The sequence below is a fragment of the Bremerella volcania genome (assembly GCF_007748115.1).
GTDB lineage: Bacteria > Planctomycetota > Planctomycetia > Pirellulales > Pirellulaceae > Bremerella > Bremerella volcania.
In genome coordinates, this window is the sequence record NZ_CP036289.1 from 2,986,558 (window position 1) to 3,006,799 (window position 20,242).

15 protein-coding genes are annotated in these 20,242 nt (G+C 58.3%); 8 read left to right on the forward strand and 7 right to left on the reverse strand.

What is annotated here, in order from left to right:
- The first annotated feature begins 82 nt into the window (after positions 1-82).
- From Pan97_RS12240 to Pan97_RS12255, 4 genes are all read left to right on the forward strand, one after another.
- Complete coding sequence (locus Pan97_RS12240) at positions 83-2,686, forward strand: DUF1592 domain-containing protein (RefSeq protein ID WP_144972907.1); 2,604 nt, start codon at positions 83-85, stop codon at positions 2,684-2,686.
- A 28-nt stretch (positions 2,687-2,714) separates the two neighbouring features.
- Entirely contained in the window at positions 2,715-4,145 is a 1,431-nt protein-coding gene (locus tag Pan97_RS12245) for a DUF1552 domain-containing protein (RefSeq protein ID WP_144972909.1), read from the forward strand.
- Between the two features lie 483 nt (positions 4,146-4,628).
- A complete protein-coding gene (locus tag Pan97_RS12250) occupies positions 4,629-6,044 on the forward strand; it encodes an efflux RND transporter periplasmic adaptor subunit (protein WP_144972911.1) in 1,416 nt (471 codons plus the stop codon).
- On the forward strand, positions 6,041-9,184 hold the full coding sequence (locus tag Pan97_RS12255) for an efflux RND transporter permease subunit (protein ID WP_144972913.1): 3,144 nt from the start codon (positions 6,041-6,043) through the stop codon (positions 9,182-9,184). The genes Pan97_RS12250 and Pan97_RS12255 overlap by 4 nt, the downstream gene beginning before the upstream one ends.
- Positions 9,185-9,282: 98 nt before the next feature.
- On the opposite strand, the gene Pan97_RS12260 is transcribed toward Pan97_RS12255, so the two are convergent.
- The 5 genes from Pan97_RS12260 to Pan97_RS12280 form a co-directional block, all read right to left on the reverse strand.
- A complete protein-coding gene (locus Pan97_RS12260) occupies positions 9,283-9,753 on the reverse strand; it encodes a bacterioferritin (RefSeq protein ID WP_144972914.1) in 471 nt (156 codons plus the stop codon).
- A 113-nt stretch (positions 9,754-9,866) separates the two neighbouring features.
- Complete coding sequence (locus tag Pan97_RS12265) at positions 9,867-11,210, reverse strand: Gfo/Idh/MocA family protein (RefSeq protein WP_144972916.1); 1,344 nt, start codon at positions 11,208-11,210, stop codon at positions 9,867-9,869.
- Between the two features lie 185 nt (positions 11,211-11,395).
- Positions 11,396-11,692, reverse strand: coding sequence for a hypothetical protein (locus tag Pan97_RS12270; protein WP_144972918.1), 297 nt, complete (start codon positions 11,690-11,692; stop codon positions 11,396-11,398).
- A 205-nt stretch (positions 11,693-11,897) separates the two neighbouring features.
- Positions 11,898-12,833 (reverse strand): malate dehydrogenase, encoded by a 936-nt coding sequence (locus tag Pan97_RS12275; RefSeq protein ID WP_144972919.1) that lies wholly within the window; start codon positions 12,831-12,833, stop codon positions 11,898-11,900.
- Between the two features lie 125 nt (positions 12,834-12,958).
- The gene (locus Pan97_RS12280) at positions 12,959-14,299 is read right to left on the reverse strand and encodes a right-handed parallel beta-helix repeat-containing protein (protein WP_144972921.1); all 1,341 of its coding nucleotides are present in this window, start codon (positions 14,297-14,299) and stop codon (positions 12,959-12,961) included.
- A gap of 231 nt (positions 14,300-14,530) precedes the next feature.
- Between Pan97_RS12280 and Pan97_RS12285 the strand changes: the two genes are divergently transcribed.
- Positions 14,531-14,974: a Fur family transcriptional regulator gene (locus tag Pan97_RS12285; RefSeq protein ID WP_144972923.1), complete on the forward strand. Its 444-nt coding sequence runs from the start codon at positions 14,531-14,533 to the stop codon at positions 14,972-14,974.
- Between the two features lie 73 nt (positions 14,975-15,047).
- On the opposite strand, the gene Pan97_RS12290 is transcribed toward Pan97_RS12285, so the two are convergent.
- The gene (locus tag Pan97_RS12290; RefSeq protein ID WP_144972925.1) at positions 15,048-15,476 is read right to left on the reverse strand and encodes a hypothetical protein; all 429 of its coding nucleotides are present in this window, start codon (positions 15,474-15,476) and stop codon (positions 15,048-15,050) included.
- The gene (locus tag Pan97_RS12295; protein WP_144972927.1) at positions 15,469-16,314 is read right to left on the reverse strand and encodes a DUF1559 family PulG-like putative transporter; all 846 of its coding nucleotides are present in this window, start codon (positions 16,312-16,314) and stop codon (positions 15,469-15,471) included. Before Pan97_RS12295 ends, Pan97_RS12290 begins: the two co-directional genes overlap by 8 nt.
- 402 nt (positions 16,315-16,716) lie before the next feature.
- Here Pan97_RS12295 and Pan97_RS12300 point away from each other — a divergent pair, with 402 nt between their 5' ends.
- The 3 genes from Pan97_RS12300 (at position 16,717) to Pan97_RS12310 (ending at position 20,139) form a co-directional block, all read left to right on the forward strand.
- Positions 16,717-17,868: an AraC family transcriptional regulator gene (locus Pan97_RS12300; RefSeq protein ID WP_144972929.1), complete on the forward strand. Its 1,152-nt coding sequence runs from the start codon at positions 16,717-16,719 to the stop codon at positions 17,866-17,868.
- Entirely contained in the window at positions 17,865-19,214 is a 1,350-nt protein-coding gene (locus tag Pan97_RS12305; protein WP_144972931.1) for a DUF5690 family protein, read from the forward strand. Before Pan97_RS12300 ends, Pan97_RS12305 begins: the two co-directional genes overlap by 4 nt.
- Positions 19,215-19,296: 82 nt before the next feature.
- A complete protein-coding gene (locus Pan97_RS12310; protein ID WP_144972933.1) occupies positions 19,297-20,139 on the forward strand; it encodes a polyphosphate kinase 2 family protein in 843 nt (280 codons plus the stop codon).
- The last annotated feature ends 103 nt before the right edge of the window (positions 20,140-20,242 follow it).

The window sequence follows — 20,242 nt, forward strand, 5'->3', positions numbered from 1 at the left end:
CGTTTTCTACTTACAATGCGCGGATCACGTTCCTCGCTTTTCACTTGCCTGTCCGCTCGCCCGATCCTTCGATTGGTCCCCTATGAATCATCCTCTGCGCAGTGCGCAAATTCTTGCGATGGTGCTCCTTTCCTGGCTAGGCTCGCGCGCCCATGCCGAAGAGGTGCCGAGCAAACCGCAGCAGCAGGCTCACCGTTTTGAGACGCAGGTCGCTCCGATCCTTTCCAGGCACTGCCTAGAGTGCCACGGGGCCGGCAAGACCGAAGGGGGATTGAATCTTTCACGCAAACAAACGGCCCTGGCCGGAGGGGATTCGGGGAAAGTCATCCACGCCGGCAACTCTGCCGATAGTCTACTGTGGACTACCATCGAGTCAGGCGAAATGCCCCCGAAGCGTGCTCCTCTTTCGGCCGAAGAAAAGAAGATCATCCAGTCATGGATCGAAGAGGGCGCGGTCTGGACACGCGAGGTCATCGACCCAGGCTCGCACCTGGTGAAACAATCGTCCGAAGTCTGGGTGCAGCGGCTCACACTTGTCGAATACATCACGACCGTCCGCGAGATCACCGGCGTCGACGTCGCGTCGGAGGCAAAGCGACTGCTGCCCCCGGATGTGCGGGCCGATGGCTTCTCGAATACCGCCTACAGCCAGACGATCGACTTGAGTCACGTTCAAGCCTACCACGAGTTGGCTCAGCGGATCGTGCAGAAGATGGACTGCGGCGAGTTCGCGGCCCGCTTTGCCGACTGCCGTTCGTTTGACGAGGGCTGTTTGAGCGAGCTGATCCAGCGGATGGGCAAACGCGTGCTGCGCGGTCCGCTCGATCCGTGGGAGGTGGAAAGCTATCAGCAGATCGCCCAGGCCGTTCAGCAGGAAAAGGGAACTTATGAGGAAGCGGTCGGCTACATCCTGGAAGGGATGCTTCAGTCGCCCCGGTTTATCTATCGCATCGAAAAGCCCAACGGCGACAAGCCGTCGCAATACGAGCTGGCTTCCCGGCTCGGCTACATTCTGTGGGGCGCGCCGCCCGATGAGGATTTGATCCACCTGGCCGATGCGGGCAAGTTAAAGGGGGCTGAGCTGGAAGCATTGGTCCAGCGGATGCTAACCGATCCGCGCGCCAAAGCACGGTCAGCACAATTCGTGCACGAGTGGCTAGAACTCGAACGGCTCGATTCGCTGCGCCCCAACGAGAAACTCTACCCGGCGTGGAGCCCTGCGCTGGGAAGCGATATGCAAGACGAGACGCTGGCCTTCTTCGACGAAGTTGCCTGGCAACAGCAGCGGCCGCTGGCCGATTTGCTCAATGCTCAGGTCACGGTCGTCTCTCCGCGGCTGGCCCGCTTCTACGGTTTGAAAGCCACGCAGGGACAACCGCTGGCCGGCGCACGGCAAACAGCGGGGACATCGAGCGGCGTCCTCGCTTACTATGACTTCAGTGAAGGGAGCGGCGATGTCGTGCACGATCGAAGCCGCAGCGATTCATCCCTCTACTTGAAGATTCAATCGCCGGAGAATGTACGTTGGACGTCAGATGGGCTCGTCGTTCATAAACCGACACGGATCTTCACGACCGAACCGCCCCGGCCGATGACCGCCGCGCTGCGAAAGACGAACCAGATTACGATCGAGGCCTGGATCACGCCGCACGACCTCCAACAGAACGGACCTGCCCGTATCGTGACCTTTTCGCACGACACAAGCAGCCGCAACTTCACCCTGGGGCAAGAGAAAAAGAAATACGATGCCCGCCTGCGAACCAATAAGACCGATCGTAACGGCATGCCATCGATCAGCACGAAAGATGGCCAGGTGAAGACGCAGCGGACGCATGTGGTCTACACGAAAGACGACGACGGGGTTGCGCGGCTTTACATCGACGGCAAACTAGCTGCTGAACGCAAAGGCTTGGGGGACTTCTCGAACTGGGAAAGCGAGATGGTCTTCGGCCTGGCGAACGAAGTCACCGGCGATCGCCCCTGGCTGGGCACGCTGCATTCGGTGGCGATCTACGACCGGGCACTCTCGGCCGAAGAAGTGATCGTGCAGTACGAGCCGATCCGCAAGTACGATCTGGCTTGGTATCCCGAGCGGGGAGGGATCCTGACGCAAGGTAGCACGCTGACGCTCGGGGGCGATAACGCCTCGATGGTCAGTCGAGGGCTCTTCGTGCTGCACGAGCTGCTTTACAGTCACGTGGGGGCCCCGCCACCGTGCGTCGATACGAGCCCTGTGCCTACCAAGAAGGGACTCACGCAGCGTGGCATCGCCATGGAGCGTATCAACAACGCCTCGTGCGGTGGATGCCACTCGCGATTCGAACCGCTGGCATTCGGGCTCGAAAAGTTCGACGGCATTGGCGCGTTCTCGGACAAAGATCGATTTGGTAACCCCCTGCGCGATGATGGTGAGATTCTGCTGCCAGGCACCGAAGAGCCGGTGAAGTATGAGTCGTCGCGGCAGTTGATGGAGATACTCGCGGCGAGTGATCGCGTACGAATGGGCATCACGCGGAAGCTGGTGCAGTTCGCCATCTCGCGCCCGTTGGCTTCCAGCGATGAGGCCATCGTCAAACAGATTCACGAGCAAGCACAAGCGGGTGGCGGTACGTATCAGGCCGTCATGCAAGCCATCGTCCTCAGTGACCTGGTTCAGAAGTTCCCTCCCTCCCAAACGTCACGCTAACATTCCCCTTCCCTTTTGGGTTTCACCGATGAAACGAACACATCTCAATCGCCGAACGCTTCTGCAAGGTCTGGGGACGGTTGCCATCGGGCTGCCGCTATTGGAAGAGATGACCGTTACGCCCGTGCTGGGGGCTGCCAAGGCGGAAGTTCCCGTGCGGGCGTTCAACGTCTTCTTCGGTCTGGGGATACCCTCTCCACTGCAAACCGAGGGCTTCGACGGCGTGTTGGAACCACTGAAGCCGCTACGTGATAAGTTGCTGGTCATGAAGAACGTCGACCACGTTCGCTGCGACATGCCAGGCATCAATGCGCATTTCGATGGCGCTTCGGCGGCGTTCACCGCGATGCCCGCGGAAGGAACGGCCAAGGCAGGCGGTCCTTCGATCGATCAGCTAGTCCGCCAGCATTATCATCCCAATGGCCTCCCACCAGGGATGATCTCGACGCTGATCGCCGGTACCTTCTTTCGCCGCAGCCGCGTGGTGCGCTATACGCATAGCTTCAAAGACGACGGCACGCCCGCCGCGGCCATGCAGGAGAAGCCGCGTGACCTGTTCAGTCGGATCTTCGGGGAAGTCCCGACTGACTCGCTCGATCCGCGCCGCCAGCGGTTGTCGCGCAGCGTGCTCGATAGCGTCGTGCGGCAGGCGAAGCATTATACCGCGCCGAACTCACCACTGGGGAAGGTCTCACGGTCGCGTCTGCAAGATCATCTCGACCGGGTGCGCGAGTACGAACAGCGCACGATCGAGTTTGAGAAAAAAGCCGAAGAGCGCAGACGCGACCTGCCGGTGCCGCCAGCTTCTCCGCTGCCACACGGCAACGAGGCCGACCCAAGCGGGCAAGGGATCGACATCACGCTGGAAGAACTCACTACCGAATGGCGCCTGATGGCTGACCTGTACGCGCTGGCCATCGCCATGGATCGTTGCCGTTTCGGTTCGATTACCTTCCTGGCCGCCGGCGAACGTATTCGTCTGACCGGCGACTACGAGTACAACGGCGAGAAGCGGTTCGTCTTCGACGACGCCAAGCAGCTCAAGGCCAGCGGCGACAAAGGATGCAGCCACGAATGGTGGCATCAGTTCAACGAGAAGAAATCGAACGAACAGTTGCGGGCGCATGCTCACATGAAGATGCGCGAGGTGGCGTATTTCCTCCAGCGGCTCGACGAGCAGGACGCGATGGAAGCCAACGGCAGGACCATTCTGGAGAACTCGCTGTTTACCATCAGCACCGAGTCGGGCGACGGCCGTCACAACGACGTGAAGCGCGAGCTGTCCGGCGTATTTCATGCCGTCACTGGTGCCAACGGCCGCTTCAAGACTGGCGAAGTCGTCGACGTCAAAGCGGAAGGGCTCGATGCCTACAACGAGCTGCTCCGCGGAATGGGCGTCGAACGAAATCTGGGTCCCGATAAGCGCGATAAGAAGTCGGTCGATCACATCCGAGCGTAAGCCGCTGGGCCTCTAATCCCCGTATTTCATGGGAATCCAGTGATATTCAGGCTGCCAATCCAGGTGGACACTTAGGCAGCTAAATGTTTACGTGGAAGATTTTTGTCGACTTTCTTGGCAGGAAGTTTTTGTCATCATCGACCTCGACCTCTCGTCCCATGAGGGGGTGGGTAATGTCTCGCCATCAGCTACCGCAAACGGGTGGCATCGGCGCGGATGACGGCATCTAGGAAACGATATCGTTTCCATAATAAGGCTTTTGAGGCCAGAGGACTCACCTTGCCATTTCTCGGACCTACTCTCGTTTTTAACGTTCTGTTGATCCGCCTGCTCGCGGTTATTGCTGCCGGTGCTTCTTGTTGAAAGGATCTGCCAAGGATCTTGGAGTATCGTTCTCTCGACCCGGCCCAAAGGCTGTCTAGAATTGGCAATCCATCCAAGAGGACTGTGCAAAAAAACGACTCCCAGCATTCGATTGGCTTTATGGAAATCTTTCGACGTTTCTATCCATTGGCGCTCGCCACGCTCGCGTGTGGCATCAGCGCGATTGCTCTGGCAGGCTGTTCCGGCGCACCTCAAGGGCCTGTGGATCGGCCACCCCCGACGGTGACCGTTTCGCAGCCGGTCAACAAAAAGATCGTCGAGTGGGATGCCTACACGGGCCGTCTCGAGCCGATCGAGTTCGTCGAGATCCGCGCACGCGTCAGCGGTTACCTTCAGTCGATCCACTTCGACGAAGGTCAGATCGTTCACGAGGGGGACCTGCTCTTCGTGATCGATCAGCGACCCTTCATCGCGGCGCTCAATGGGGCGAAGGCCTCCCTGGGGCAAGCCCAAGCACAAATGGCCCAGGCCAAGGCGCAACTCGACGAAGCGCGTGCTCAGAAGAAGCAAGCCGAAGCCGAGCTGAACCTGGCCGAGGCCCGCGTCAAGCGAACGCGTACGCTCCGCACGTCGAACGCGGTCGCCCAGGACGAACTCGACCAGCGGGAAGCGGAGTTCACGCAAGCCGAAGCGGACGTAACGGCCTCGGAAGCGGGCATCGGATTGGCGGAAGCGGGCGTGGCGACGGCTCAGTCGGCGATCCATTCGGCTGAAGCCGCGGTCGAAACGGCCGAACTCGACCTGAACTATACCAAGATCTACGCGCCGGTATCCGGCCGGATCAGCCGCGAATACGTCACCGAAGGCAACCTGGTCAGTGGCGGCGCGGCGACCTCGACCTTGCTGACGACCATCACGTCGGTAAACCCCATCTACTGCGTGTTCGACGTCAACGAACAGCAGGCCCTGAAGTACATACGCCTGGCGCTTGAAGGCAAACGTGAAAGCTCGCGATCGGCGAAAAACCCCGTGTTCCTCGGATTGGCCGACGAAGAAGGCTTTCCGCATATGGGGCACATGGACTTCGTCGATAACCGCTTCGATTCCGACACGGCCAGCATTCGCGTGCGATGCATCTTTCGCAACGACAACGAAGTTCTCGTGCCGGGCATGTTCGGCCGGGTTCGCCTGCCAGGCAGCGCGGCTTACGAGGCCGTACTGATTCCCGATTCGGCGATCGGCACCGATCAATCCTCGCAGTACGTTTACATCGTCGTCGATGGCAAGATTGAACGTCGAAGCGTAGAGGTTGGCCCGTTGGTCGACGGACTACGCGTAGTGCGTACGGGGCTCGATGGAAGCGAGTCGTTGGTCATCCAAGGTATTCTGCTGGTGCGTCCCGAGATGCCGGTGAAGGTTGAGACAGGGACAATTGAAGTTCGCGAAGACGGCCTGCCGGATGACTATATGCCGCTGCCACAAGACCAGTGGATTTCGCCTGGGCTTAGCTCGGTTCAACTCCTGCGGAACAAGACGCAAACCGCGGTTGAGAAGACCGAGGAGGCGATCCGATGAAGTTTCCTCACTTCTTTATCGAACGCCCGATCTTCGCGTCGGTGCTGTCGTTCATCATCGTGCTGGTGGGTGGTATTACTTACTTCACACTGCCGGTTTCGCAGTACCCAGACGTTGCTCCACCGACGATCGTGGTGCGGGCCAGTTACCCCGGTGCCACGCCCCAGGTGATTGCCGATACCGTCGCGACGCCGATCGAGCAGGAAATGAACGGCGTCGACGACATGCTGTACATGGAGTCGTCGTCCAGTGCCGACGGAACGATGCAGCTGACGGTGACCTTCAAACTGGGCACCGACCTGGACGACGCCCAGGTGTTGGTGCAAAACCGCGTGGCCATCGCCGAACCGCGCCTGCCGGAAGCCGTTCGCCAGATTGGCGTCACCACCAGCAAGCAGATTCCCGACATGCTGATGGTGGTGCACCTGGAGTCGCCCGACGGTAGCCGCGATCAGCTTTACATCAGCAACTTCGCGTTCCTCCGCATTCGCGACGCGCTGATGCGGCTGGATGGGGTGGGCGATATTCGCATCGCCGGTGGTAACGAATACGCGATGCGGGTGTGGCTCGATATCGAGCGGATGACCCATCTCGATCTGACGCCAGGTGACGTGATCGGTGCGATTCGGGGTCAGAATGCTCAGGTCGCGGCCGGGGTGATCGGTCAGCCGCCCAACGACGGTACCGGCGCGTTCCAATTGAATGTGACGACCGAGGGGCGGCTGAAAGATACCCGGGAGTTCGGTAACATCATCATCAAACGCGGCGACGATGGTCGCGTGACGCGGCTTAGCGACGTGGCCCGCCTGGAACTGGGGGCACAAGACTATTCGCGTCTGAGCTATTTGGACGGCAACCCGGCCGTCGCGGTGCTGATCTACCAGCGGCCAGGCACCAATGCGGTCGATACGGCCAAAGAAGTCAAGGAGACGATGGCCCAGTTGTCGACTGACTTCCCCCAGGGGATCGGCTACCAGATTGCCTACAACCCAACCGACTTCGTCGAAGAGTCGATTGCCGAAGTGTTCGATACGTTGCTGATCACCACGCTGCTAGTGGTCTTCACGGTGTTCATCTTCCTGCATGGCTGGCGACCGACCGTCATCCCGGTGATCGCGATTCCTATATCGTTGATCGGAACGTTTGCCGTGATGCAGACGATGGGGGTGACGCTTAATACGCTTTCGCTGTTTGGCCTCGTGCTGGCGATTGGGATCGTGGTGGACGACGCGATTGTAGTAGTCGAAAACGTCGAACGTTTAATCGCCGAAGGGCTGTCGCCACGAGAAGCGACGCACAAAGCGATGGATGAGGTCGGCTCGGCGTTGATTGCCACCACGCTGGTGTTGATCGCGGTGTTCGTGCCGACGGTCTTCATTCCCAGCATCAGTGGGCGATTCTATCAGCAGTTTGCCATCACGATCGCCATCTCGACCGCGTTCTCGACGTTCGTCTCCTTGACGCTCAGCCCGGCCATGTGTGCCCTGCTGCTGCGGCCCAAGGATGCGAAGAAGAACTGGGTGGGCAAAGTGGTCGACGTGCTGTTTGGTTGGTTCTTCCGACTGTTCAACAAGACGTTCGACGTGACGAGCAACATCTACGCCGGCATCATTTCGCGAATCGTTCGCGTCTCGGCCCTGGTGCTACTCATGTACGCCGGGCTGCTCGTCGCGACCTACTACAGCTTCGGCATGGTTCCCAACGGCTTCATTCCGCAACAGGACCAAGGCTACGCCATCGTGGCGATTCAGCTTCCTGATGGCGCGGCACTTTCTCGAACGGATGCCGTCACCAAGGAGGTTGCCCGCATCGGTGGCAAGATTGACGGGGTGGCTCACTCGGTCGGTATCGCAGGCCTGTCCGGATCGACCTTTACGATTAGCCCGAGTGCCGCGGTGACCTTCCTGCCGCTGGAAGACGCCAAAGAGCGAAGTGCCAGGGGGCGCGGGATTGATGTGATCGTTGCCGAACTGCGGCAAAAGCTGGCCGGCATTAACGAAGCGCAGATCTTCGTGATTCCTCCGCCACCGGTTCGCGGCATCGGTCGTGGGGGCGGTTATAAGATGTACGTGCAAGACCAGAGCGGTGCCGGCCTGGATGCACTCGCCCAGGTTACCAATCAGATCGCGGCCCAGGCCAATCAGCAGCCGGGGCTGGTTCAGGTTTACTCGAACTACCGGCTCAGCGTTCCGCAGATTCAAGCGAACGTCGACCGAACGAAGGCCGAGATGCTCGACATTCCGGTCAACGACGTCTTCACTGCCCTGCAGGTCTATCTCGGCTCGGTCTACGTGAACGACTTCAATCTGCTGGGACGCACCTACCGGGTCACCGCCCAGGCCGAGCCGGAGTTCCGCGACGAACCGAGCGACATCTTGCAGCTTCGTACGCGAAGCACACGAGGGGCCAGCGTGCCGTTGGCTTCGATCGTCGACGTCGAGCGGGTCGTCGGCCCGGATCGCCTGGTACGATTCAACTTGTACCCCGCCGCGGATCTCAACGGCGACACGGTCCCAGGCTATAGCTCGGGGCAGTCTCTCGATACGATGGAACAACTGGCCAACGCGAACCTTCCGCCAGGCTTCGGCTATGCGTGGACCGACATCGCGTTTCAGGAACGCCAGGCGGGCAACACGATTGTCTTCCTGTTTCCGCTGGCGGTGTTGTTCGTCTTTCTGACGCTGGCCGCTCAGTACGAGAGCTGGCTCTTGCCGCTGGCGATCATTTTGATTGTTCCGCTGTGCCTGCTGTTCGCAATCATGGGTATCTGGTTTCGCGGGATGGACAATAACATCCTCACGCAGATTGGCTTCATCGTACTGGTGGGCCTGGCGTGTAAGAATGCGATTCTGATCGTCGAGTTCGCCAAAGCGGAAGAAGATGCCGGCAAGAACCGATTTGAGGCCGCTATCGAAGCGTGTCGCTTGCGACTTCGCCCGATCTTGATGACCGCGTTCTCGTTCATCCTGGGGGTGATTCCGCTGCTGATCGCCACCGGTGCCGGCTTCGAAATGCGACGCGTGCTGGGAACGGCCGTGTTCGCCGGCATGCTGGGGGTGACGATCTTCGGGTTGTTCCTGACGCCGGTCTTCTACGTGGTTTTGCGGAAGTTTGCCAAGACGAAACCGAGCGAAGCGTAGTTAGAATCTGCTCTAAAGACACACGAAAAAGGAAGGGGATGCCGACCTCGCGGTTGGCATCCCCCTGTTCATTGATATCGCTTTTCAAGTCGCAACGCCTACGGCGAAGACATGTGCTTCGCGATGTAGGCCGCTTCTCCCATGCGTTCGATCAAATCGAGTTGGAGTTCGAGCCAGGCCATGTGCCCTTCTTCATCGAGGACGATCTGCTCGAAGATCTGACGTGTTCCGATATCGGAATCGGCGGACGCTTGCTGCGAGGCCTTCGTGTAGAACTCGATCGCTTCCTTCTCGTCTTCCATGTCGGTCTTGAAGATGGCCTGTAGCGATTCGGCACGGACCGGCTGCTTGTCGAACGTCAGCTGCGGCTCCCCTTTAAGAAACAAAATGCGGTTGAGGTATAAGTCCGAGTGCCCCAGTTCCTCCTGCATTTCTTCTCGCATGCGCTTGGCGAGAAGGTCCAGCCCCCAGTCTTCCAGGACGGCGGCATGCAACTGATATTGATGGCTGGCCGTCAATTCCATCGACAGGGCCTTTTGCAGATTTTCGATCGACTTCTCTCGCGACATGGTCTTCTCCCGCGGGTGCAGATTGGTGGTTGTTGGGTCAGCTTGTGATTGAATCAAGCTGACCCCGTTATTGTACCGCGATCACGTCTCGGAGTGTGACCATGTAGGTTGGATTAGACCCAGGTCGGCTCCCATCCGGCGGCATAACTCTTGGTGAGCCAGGGCTCCGCCGCGGAGAAATTGGGAATCTTCATTTCCTGAGCATTCCACTTCAAAGTTTGTCCTGGAAAGCGAATGCCGACGGTGCCCAGGAGGACAGTTTCGGTGAGTGGCCCCGAGTAATCGAACGCCGACGTCGTCTCCGCTTCGCCCCGTGCTGCGTCGGCCCACTGCACGTAGTGATCGACGCTGAGAACTTCCTCGATCGCGGCTTCCGTGTCGGCACCGTTGGGGAAGAATTTGGGCATCGCCACGTGCGGAATCACAAGCGTACCCTTTTCACCAATCAGCACCGATCCGGCGTTGGGAAGCGAGTACGATTTGGGGAGATGAGCGGTCACTTCCGCTGGCGGGCGAACGCCGACGGCGTCGTACCAGGTTACGTGGATCGTATCGCCGGCGGTGTACTGGGTGCCTGGGAAGATATACCGCACGGTCGCACTTTCGGTCCAGGTTTCGGCCTTCAGTGGTGGTGCTTCGGCGGTGAGCTGAAGCGGAGCCGTCAGTTCGAGCGATTTGAACACCGGGTCGAGGATGTGGCAACCAAAGTCACCCAGCTGACCGGTACCGTAGTCCTGCCAGCCACGCCAGTTGAAGGGATGGTAGATGTCCGACTTGTAAGGTCGACGCGGAGCGACCCCTTGCCACAGATTCCACGCCACGGTCTTCGGAACAGGATCTTCACCGGCCGGTCGTTCGATGTTGCGGGGCCAACTGGGGGTGCCAGCCTGCCACGAGTGGACTTCTTTCACCTTGCCAATCTTGTCGGCATGTACCAAGGCCACCGCCGTGCGATAGGCCGTGTGCGATTGGATTTGATTGCCCATCTGCGTGACGACTTTGTTCCGCTTCGCGGCCTCTTTCATCTGCCGCGATTCGAAAACGGTATGCGTCAGCGGCTTCTGGCAGAAGACATGCTTGCCCAACTGCATCGCCGCGAGCGACACCGGGGCATGCATGAAGTCAGGGGTGGAAACAATCACGCCGTCGACCGCGTTGGCGTTATCCAGAAGCTTGCGCCAGTCGGTGTAGGTCTTGGCATTGGAGTACTTTTCGGCGGCGCGGCCCAGATGGGGCTCCGAGCTGTCGATATCGCACAAAGCGGTGACTTCGACAGCGGGGCTCGCGGCGACTCCGTTCAGGTCGCTCCATCCCTTGCCGCCGGTACCGACGCTGCCCACACGCAGGCGATCATTGGCACCGAGAACACGCGAGTAACTCGCCGCAGGCAACGCGATCGCGGCACCGGCAACTGCTAGAGACTTGATGACTTGACGACGACTGATATGCCCAGACATAGAAGGCCTCGCGAAGGACTAGAAGGAAGGAAGTGGAAGGCGGGAGCCCCAAGTCTTACGAATCCGCGCGGCGTCGTCAATCTTTTTCGTTAAGAAATCGCGCGCAGAGATAGCGCAGGCCAAGATAACGCTTGAGAGTTACCAGGCACCAGAGATGCGAACGTTGCAGATGCGGCCAGAGTCGATTAGTACTCGTCCGGAACCAATGCCGGATCGATCGTCAGTTGCGTGCCGTCAGGCAAGTTGACGACGCGGGATTCTTGCCACTGGGAAAGATTTTCTTCGACGTATCGCATGGCCGCGACGAGGGCTTTCTCGTCCTTCTTGTCGAAAGAATTGTCGGCACCATTCAAAAGCGTCAATACCTGGACGCAGCCGGTGTCGGCTCCGTAAGCACGTACCGCGCTCAGCATGACCTGTACGCACAAGATGCCCTGACGATCGTACAAATAGCGAAACGCTTCTTCATTGTTTGCAAACACGATGAGTTCTCTGTCGCGACGAGTGCCTGAATGTTCTACCGCCTGGCAGGCCAGAAGCCGCGTGAAAGCCTGCGACTTCGATTCAACGTAAAACGTATGTCGAAAAAAGCATCGGTGCGTAAGAAGTCGTCTGCTCTGCCTTCGATCGGCGCGCATTGATCACGCCGCGAGTTCCGGTTATGCGGGCAGCAACGAAGGCGCCGATTTAGCAAGTATCGCTCGACCAGTACTCGGCCAGGCTCTGGCTGACCGAACGAAGATGTTGAGCGGAAAAGCGCAACTGGGCTTGTTCTTCTTCGTTCAGCGCGATGCTTAGCACCTGGGCAATGCCTTCTCTGCCGATCACCGCCGGCAGCGATAGGCACACGTCTTCAATGCCGTAGTACCCATCAACCAGTGTCGAAACGGGCATCGTGTGGTGCGAGTTGTCTTTGATGGCCTGCACGATCATGGCCGCCGCGCTGGCGACCGCGAAGTTGGTGTAACCCTTGGCCAGAAAGACTTCCGGGGCAACGCTCAACGTCTTCTCGAATGCCCGCTTCACTTCAGGGTCTTTCCCCATGTACCACCCTCCGGCGTATACGGCGCTAAGAACCGGGAACTGCGACTGGCCATGCTCACCCAATACGTAAGCACGGATGTCGTCTGAGTGGATCTCGTAGTGCGCTGAAAGAAGCGAGCGGAAGCGGGCACTATCGATCAGCGTGCCGGTCCCCAGCACACGGTGGCGATCGAAGCCAGAGAGCTTCAGCGTCGCGTAGGTCAACACATCGACCGGATTGGTAACGACCAGCAAAATGGCATCGGGGCTCAACGGGGCGATCTTCGGTACGACCTCTTGAAAGAGCTGCGCGTTGGGTTTGGCCGAGGCGATCCGGTCCATCGCGTTGCCTCCCTGGTCGGCCGGTTGTGCCAGGGCCAGGATAACCACGTCCGAGTTCTGCGTCGCTTCCAGGTCACCGCCGCGAACGCGGACGCGACTGGGTCCCAGGGCGGCGGCATGCTGAAGGTCGAGGGCTTCGCCGCGGATCCGCTCGCTATTGCGACTCACTAGAACCAGTTCGGTTGCCAGTCCCTTGAGCACGATCGAGTACCCCAGCGTGACGCCAACCTTCCCAACCCCAACAATGGAAACCTTCATGCGCGATCCTTTCGTCCGTGGGTGGCAAACCTTCAATCTCGCGGACTGGTTTCATTTGCTCAAGAGGTCGAATGTCGAAATTAGCGCAGCAGAGAGGAAAGGATCGAAAAATTTCCAAAACTTGGCTAGCGGCGCGGGCGATCGTCGTAAGTGACTGCCTCCAGGCTGTCGATCTGATTCAAGTCGGACTTCCGATGGACGATCACTGGCGAAGGCGTACGGTTTTCCAGCGAGATGTTTGACGCAGGGCGAACCGATAGGAAGCACATTCCTTCACCAGCCGGTGGGGCCGAATAGCCAACCAGAATCGGAGAGGCAGAGGCGTTCGACTCGTTCGACTTGGCGCGGAGGGAAATGACATGGCCGCTTCCCGAGATGGCCGCAAGTGCATGGACGATCGACTGGGGAGGCTTATCGCTGCACGTCAGATCAATTTGAGTCCCCCTTCCCTCGACATATAGCAACGGGCCAAATTGATTGTCGCCACGGCTATCTTCAATAATTGCTCCGTTGCCAACCCAATAGCCACGCTCGCAGCCGATGGCTTCACAGTTTTTAATGTGCACGCCGCCACCCTTGGTGCGTAGTTCAAAACCACCGCGCATGTGCTTGGCGACGCAGTTGATCAGCGTAACGTCTTTCACCTCGTTGTAGGTGCGGAAGCCGTCTTCGCACAGCGATTTCGTGTAACCTGGCAGAACGGTATGGTCGCCGTTTCTCGTTTCAAGAACCATCTGAAAATCAACGCGATTGGCGGGGCCGTCCGTTTCACCCAGTATGTCGTCCGTTGAACGCATCTCTCCCTCGACGTAGCAGTTCTCGAAGTGCTGACCTTCTCCACCCTGAACAAAGAAGCCATGGCCAAAGGAACGTAGGAAGAGCTGGCAATCCAGGACTCTGGTACGACTGCCGAGAATCTGAACGCCACTGTGTTTGCAGTGTCCAATGACCGAAGGCCCCCCTTTTCCAAAGAGATCACCATATCCATACGGCGAGGAACCTCGTACGGTGAACTTGCACCGACTGATCGTATTGTCGTTGCCCGTGATCGATACCAACGCCCCGCCTGGCGATTTCCCGTTGCCGGTGTTCGTAATGGTCAGGCCATAAATTTGATTGTGATTTCCACTAACGATGAACTCGTTGGTATGCACCGGGGGACGTAAGGCTTCACGAATCTTCGTGTCGGCGATGATCTCGACCCCTTCCAGCCGAAAATGATTGTCGCTGCCTGAGAAATCGATGTACGTGTATTGATGATCGCGCCGACGTTGCTGAATGGAATCAAGCGGAATCAACTCGGTCAGGTGGTATTTGCCCGGTTTCAAGATGACCTGGTTACCGCTACGGCTAGCGTATTTGTGCAATTGCTGGAGAGAGTCAATTTGCACTTCTTCAGCCAATCCACGTTGACTTATCGAAAGGAGACATAGCAGCGCGAGAATCAGGGGAGGTTTGAAAGACATGGGACGTCTTGTTTCTGTTGGAGGTGGGAATGTATTCATAGCGGGGAAAACAGGCGGGAGTCATGCAGTATAGTCGACTCCATCGTTTGAACATTCCGAGATATTGTTCATCGCCTTAGATTTATTGCAGAGAGAACCATTACTGGTCTCGGTGAGCCCCTGTTTGCAAATGCATTGCAAGTACGATAAGATTGGGTGAACTAGCACCCCGCAGACAGGTCCCAACCACCCATGGCACGCAAGCGTAAATCTGGATTCTCGATGGAAGCCGCCAAAACCCTGCTTCGCGGAGCTAATCTCCGCTGCACGGCGGCTCGCATAGCGGTCGTTCAGACGCTCGCCGACCATCAGACTCCGCTGAGCCCCAATGAAGTCGCCGACGAGCTCTCGGAATTCGGTTTCGACAAGTCGACCATCTATCGATCGCTGACCGAATTGGACGAATCAGGCATTGTGGCCCGGCTCGATTTAGGGGACGCGGTGCGTCGGTTCGAATTGTTGCCGTCGGGATCGGAGGGACGTTCCGAGCATCCCCACTTCATGTGCGTCGACTGCGGCAAGGTGATGTGCCTGTCGGGGTTTCACATCGAACTGGTGCCCGATAACCCCAAGCAGAAGCCGCCGGGCAAAATGGAAGAAGTGCTGATCAAAGGGCACTGCGACGCGTGCCGCTAGATGGCAGCGCATAAAAAATGGCTGCCTGGGTTGTCGGCCAACCACCAGCAGCCATCACAATCGCTTGTTGGATTTAACGCTTTAATTGGATCGTCACGTCAGGCTTCTTCGCGTCGATCTCGAATTCGAGCCCCGACGAATCGACGCTTGCGTATCGCGAGGGAACCGGCACCGGCATCGGCCGGGCTCCGCGAGCCGGGTCGGCATTCTCTCCCCGGCCGCGTCGCCGCTGAGGAACGCTTACCGAAACGCGAAACGTGCCTGGCACAATCTGCGGAACGAGGAACGATCCGTCCGGTTGAATCTCGCCGTAGGCCCGTTCCCCCTTCTTATCGGTGAAGATCACGGAGCCTTGGTTGAGCGGCTTTCCTTCGATCGAGATGTTTCCGGAAACGTCTACCGGTGCCTGGGTCATGCCTCCGCAGCCGAGGGAAACGGCCGTCAGCATCAGCAGCAAGGCAAAGCTCCATCGTCCCTGGATATCGAATGTGGGATTATTCAAAGCTACTGACCTCCCCTTGATCTGGTGTGCACAGAGCCCACCACACGTCTTCATCGATGGTGGCGTTCAAGTGACGCGTGCTGCCGTCACCCAGGGAAATCAGGATTCCGCTCGAGCGAGGGCTTTGCGCCAACTGGGGATTGCAAGTCGCGCTGGCATCACCCGAGGATGGATTGACCTGGAACTTCGATGCCGGCCCGGTGATGTAGGCGGCAAACACCGGGTTCCATTCATACCAGCTGGCGTCGCCGTAGGCCCAGATGTTGTAGTACAACGTCGATGTCTGGCACTTGGTAAACTTCTCGGCATAGAAGATCGTGTTCGACGTGCCATCGGTGATGCTGGCAAAGTCTTTTGACTTGTCTTCCATGTTGTCCATGTAACCCATCGCGGTATAGTTCGCCGCGAAGCCCGTTACACCGTAGGTTCCCCAGCCGCCATCGACAAGCGTTGGGTTGCCCCCGTTGGTCCAGTCGGTCGGGTTGGTGTATAGCGGAACCGGCTCGCGATACGCGGCATAGAAGTCACCGGTATCAAACGCCTTTCTGCCGAGAGCATTCTGTTCGACGTACGGCATGATCAACAGCAATGCCGATCCGCGATTGTATTTCAGGCCGGTGTCCGTCACGACCGAAGGCGGCAGGTCGCCAAAGGTGTCGTGGAAGTTGTGGGTCGCCAAGCCGATCTGCTTGAACTTGTTCATCGTTTCCATGCGACGTGCGGCGGCACGTGCTTGTTGGACTGCCGGCAGAAGCAATGCAATGAGCACGCCAATGATCGCGATCACGACCAGCAGTTCGACCAGTGTGAATGCTTTAGGCATTCGATAACGAGACATAAAGAGTTCCCCATGAAGTTGAAGAAAGAATCGGCTGAATTCGTCCCCCACGAATCCCAGTAGTGATGCCTTGCAGGGCAACTTCGCCTGGGTGTCTCTGTTCCGGCCCAGTCGTCTTTTCCCCTGCAACGATTGCCATTTTGCGAGGGGCGGCCTGCCAGCACCACGGCCATTTGCGCAATGTCAGAGACGATTCGCGCAAATCCAAAACTTTTCACGGAATCGCGCTTGATACTGTTAACGTATCGTTAAGTCACGACGATTTTGACATGAAAGCCGTAGCTACTTTGCAGCGTATGGACGATATTGCCAGATCTTCGCCCACCCCGCATGACAATTGATTTGACGAAATGCGCATGCCACGTTTCGCCTGAAAAGCCACGCTAAACCGACTGAGTTCGCATGAAGAACGTGATTGTCTTGATCGAAACTTCCACCGGCTGGGGATCGGGCATGGTCCGCGGCGTGGGGACCTATCTCGACGAATGCGGCGAACCTTGGAACGTTTTTCTCGAGCCGCGTGGCAAGTTTGAGCCCCTACGGCTTCCCAAGGGATGGGATGGCGACGGAGTCATAGCCCGGGTCAATAATGCCGAATTAGCCGAGGAAATCCTGGCGGCTGGACTCCCGTGCGTGAATGTCTCGTGGTACGAGTACGGCAAAGGGGTCATTGCCCGCTGCACGCTCGATGAGGAAGAAAGCGGGCGGCTTGCCGCCAAGTATTATCTGCATCGAAAGTACTCGCACTTTGCGTACTGCGGGTCGCATTGGCGGACCAACTACGACGACCTCTTCGGCCAGGCCTACGCCCAGTATCTGAAGTCGGCCGGGTACGAGTGTCATACCTATTTGTCGACCGGCATCGATCGTAACGAGCCGTGGATCGATCAGATCCGCACGCTGGCTGGTTGGCTCAAGACTTTGCCGACGCCATGTGCGATTCTCGCGATCGATACCCAGACTTCACGTCAGCTGATTGAAGCGGCGAAGTACGTCGGACTCGGCGTCCCGGATGCCATCGCCGTGTTGGCAGGCGAATACGATGAACTGGCCAGCGGCATCACGCGCCCCAAGCTTTCGATGCTGGACAACGCGGCGCAGAGCGTCGGCTATCAGGCCGCGGCCCTCTTAGACCGCATCATGCATGGCCAGGCCGACGGAAGTGAACTGGTGACGATCTCTCCCACGAACGTCATTTCCGAGCAGTCCACCGACTGGACGGTGCTGCCGGATGATCGCCTGGTGGCGGCGCTCCGCTTCGTCCGCGACAACTTTCATCGACCGATTCAAGTGGCCGACCTGGCCGAACAGGCCGGCACTTCGCGGCGGCTATTGGAACAACTGTTCGATCGCTACCTCGACGTCTCACCCAGCAAGCAGATCACGATCGTACGGCTGGACATGGCGAAGCAACTGCTGGATCGTTCAGTGCTGCCGATCGCGGAAATCGCTTCGCGCTGCGGTTTTGATTCGCCCGAAGTGATGAGCCGGGCATTTCGCCGCGAACTCAACATGTCTCCCAGCGATTATCGTCGCAGCAGGCGATCGTCATGAGCCCAGGCCGCGGCAATCAATCGATTCACGACTGGCTGCAGCGATCGAGCCCCTGGGTGGCGATCGCGTTTGCCTCGGTTACGTCGTTTGCCGTCTACTTCTGCATGTACGCGTTTCGCAAGCCGCTGGCCGTCGCCACTTACCAGGGATACGAGTTTGGCGACACCGAGATTCAACTGAAGACGGCGCTGGTGCTCAGCCAACTGTTTGGTTACGTCGTTTCAAAGTACATCGGCGTGAAGTTTTGTTCGCAGCTGAAGCGCGAGCACCTGTTTGTCGCGACGATCAGCCTGATTGTGTTCGCGGAACTGGCGCTGCTGGGCTTCGCGATTCTGCCGCAAAACTGGAAAGTGCTGGCGATCTTCTGCAATGGGCTTCCGCTGGGCATGGTCTGGGGGCTGGCCATGCGCTATCTGGAAGGGCGCCGGGCAACCGAACTTCTGGTCGCCACGCTAAGCTGCTCGTACATCGTCGCCACCGGCTTCGTCAAAGATGCCGGCCGCTGGATGATGGACTACGTGGCGGTCGACCCGTTCTGGATGCCCTTTTGTGTGGGGCTTTTGTTTCTGCCTCCGCTGCTCCTTTCGGCCTGGCTGTTGGATGCCTTGCCGAGACCGACGGCCCAAGACCTGGCCGAACGGAGCGAACGCAGCGCGATGTCGTCCCGCGATCAGTGGGTGTTTCTCGCACATTTCTCAATCGGGCTGGTCCTGTTGAGCTTTGTGTACGTGCTGCTGACCGCGTTTCGCGACTTTCGAGATAACTACGCGATTGAGATCCTCAAAGAGCTGGATCTCGCGCAGATCCCTGGCATCTTCACGCAGATCGAGTTCGTCAGCGCGATCGTTATCACGGTGACGCTCGGGGCGTTGAGCCTGTTTCGGCACAATCGCCACGCGCTGCTGGCGACCTTCTCGATCATGCTGGTCGGCTCGGCACTACTGGGAATCAGCACGCTTTGTCTGCAAGCCAAGTGGATAAACGGACTGACGTGGATGATCCTGGTCGGTCTGGGGGCCTATCTGGCGTACGTCCCTTACACGGTCGTGTTCGATCGAATCTTCGCCGCGACCAGGGCAACCGGAACTTCCGTCTTCGCGATCTACCTGATCGACTCGCTGGGGTACACCGGTTCGGCCGTCATTCAGCTTTACAAGGACCTTTGGGAAGCGGAGCAGTCGCGGCTGACCTTCTTTTTGAACTTCTCATTGGCCATGTCGGTGATCGGATTTGGTTCGCTACTGATTGGCGGATGGTATTTCATTCGCGAAGAACGCTTGGCGCGAGAGCGACTGACGCACGAGCCAGCTTCGCAGGAACCCTTCCCGGAAACCGATCCTTCTTGAGGAAAATCGTAGTAGGGAATCTCGCTGCCAACCGCTAGACTGATGACAGGAAACGCTTCTCTGAACTCTGGCCAGGTGTGCTATGGACTACTACGAACACTTCCGCATTGCGCCGGGCAGTAAGCTCGACCTCGATAAGTTTGATCCTGTCTGCAAAGACCTCCACGACGATCGCGACCTGGCGGAAACCGAAATGCTACGGCTGCGCGACCGACTTCGCCAGCTGCAATATTCGCTGTATGCCGAACGGAAGCGATCGGTACTGATCTGCCTGCAAGGACGTGACGCAGCCGGTAAGGACGGCACGATTCGGCACGTCTTTCGCGCGATGAATCCGCAAGGGTGCCGCGTGTTCAGTTTCAAAGTGCCCAGCAAGGTCGAAGCGGAGCACGACTTTCTCTGGCGGCATCACCTGGTCACGCCACAGCTCGGACACATCGCCGTCTTCAATCGTTCGCACTACGAGGAAGTCCTCGTCCAGCGCGTGCATAACATGGTGCCCAAAGAAGTCTGGAAACGGCGCTACGACGAAATCAACAACTTCGAGCGAATGCTCGCCAACAATGGCACCCACATCTTGAAGTTCTATCTGCACATCGACCCGGAAGAACAACTCGAGCGTTTCAAGAAGCGCCTCGATTCGCCCCACAAGCATTGGAAGATCAGCGACGCCGATTACGCGGAACGCCCCTTCTGGGACGACTACACCGATGCCTACGAAGATGCCTTGTCCAAATGCAGCACCGACTATGCTCCTTGGTTTGCGATCCCCTCGAATCGTAAGTGGTTTCGTAGTTACGTCGTCCTAAAAATCCTGATCGCGGCGTTCGAGTCGTTCAACATGAGCTTCCCTGAAACCAGCGTCGATCTGGACGAGATCCGCCGGCTTTATCACCAGGAAAAGAAAAAGGAGAACGGCTCGTAGTGGGGCGGCGGGAACACGCTTTCCAAGCTTTTCGTGACTTTTTCCGGGACGTTTTCTATACTGAAGGCATCTCCCCTACTCCTACCTACCACCCCCTGGCAGG